This is a genomic window from Buttiauxella agrestis ATCC 33320 (genome assembly GCF_000735355.1).
Taxonomy (GTDB): Bacteria; Pseudomonadota; Gammaproteobacteria; order Enterobacterales; family Enterobacteriaceae; genus Buttiauxella; species Buttiauxella agrestis.
Window position 1 is genome coordinate 1 of the sequence record NZ_JMPI01000081.1, and the last position, 1,256, is coordinate 1,256.

The following is a 1,256-nucleotide window of genomic DNA, read 5'->3' on the forward strand; positions in this document are numbered from 1 at the left end:
GTAGTGGTCAAGTAATATTGGCCACGGTTTTACAGTAAAAACGGTATCTGTTCTCTGATTCTTCAGGAGTCAGTCCACCGTTGTAATGATGAGGCCTGACACTATTGTAATAATTCAGGATATAACCGCCGATTTGTCGCCCGGCCTCGTCCTTGCCTGCGTAACCATTCGCCGGTACCCATTCTGTTTTCAGACTGCGGAAGAAGCGTTCCATCGGGCTGTTATCCCAGCAGTTTCCCCGTCGACTGACGCTTTGTTTTATTCTGTAACGCCAGAGAAGTTGTTGATATTTCAGGCCGGTATACTGGCTTCCCTGATCGCTGTGGAACATGACGTCACGCGGCTGGCCACGCGTTTCATATGCCATCCGCAGAGCGCTGCTTATCAGTGAGGTATCGGCATTCGCTGACAGACTCCAGCCGATAATTCTGCGGGCAAAAAGATCCATGACGACCGCCAGATAGCACCAGCGATTTCCTGCCCAGATATATGTAATATCTCCGCACCATACCCGGTCTGGCTCCGGTACGGCGAACTGACGCTCGAGCAAATTCGGCAGGCATGTATGCTCCTGACGGGCATTTTTGTACTGATGTTTTCCGGGCTGACAACTGCTCAGGTTCAGGTATTTCATCAGACGCCCGGCACGATAACGGCTCATCGGGACGCCGTTTTGGGTCAGCATTTCAGCCAGAGTGCGCGCGCCTGCAGAGCCCCGACTCTGGTTCCATGCCCGGCGTATTTCGCTGCACAACCTGACTTGCGCCGGATTAACAGTATCGCGTCGTTTTCGCCAGTACCGGTAACTGCTGCGGTGTATTTCAAGCGCGGAACAGAGGCTGACAACCGTGTGGCTGTCGCTCAGTCTGGCAACTATCGTGAACCGTTCAGCGAGTCGGACATCAAGAGCGCTGTAGCCTTTTTTAATATCGTATTCTGTTCCTCCAGACGGCGAACCTGCTTTTCCAGCTCACGGATGCGCAGCTGCTCTGGGGAGATGGGTGTCGCAGAGGGCGTAATGCCCTGACGCTCTCGCCTGAGCTGGCGTACCCAACTCTCAAGGGTGGTAGAACCGACGTTCATCGCTTCACTGGCTTGTCGATATGAGTAGCCCTTATCAACAATCAGCTGTGCACATTCCAGCCTGAACTCAGGGGTGAAAGTACGCTTAGTTTGCTTGTTCATTAAGTCACCTGTTTTATGTTGAGGTGAGAATATCACCTTTAATCAGGTGGCCAAATTTACTGTGCCACTAC

1 protein-coding gene is annotated in these 1,256 nt (G+C 52.4%); it reads right to left on the bottom strand.

Annotated elements, in window-relative coordinates; all coding sequences use genetic code 11:
* Positions 1-7 precede the first annotated feature (7 nt).
* Positions 8-1,221 (bottom strand): IS3 family transposase gene (locus GBAG_RS22640; protein WP_156104924.1). Its coding sequence is split into 2 segments (ribosomal slippage): positions 8-927 and positions 927-1,221, totalling 1,215 coding nucleotides; the frame shifts between segments, so codons are not numbered across the junction.
* Positions 1,222-1,256: the final 35 nt, after the last annotated feature.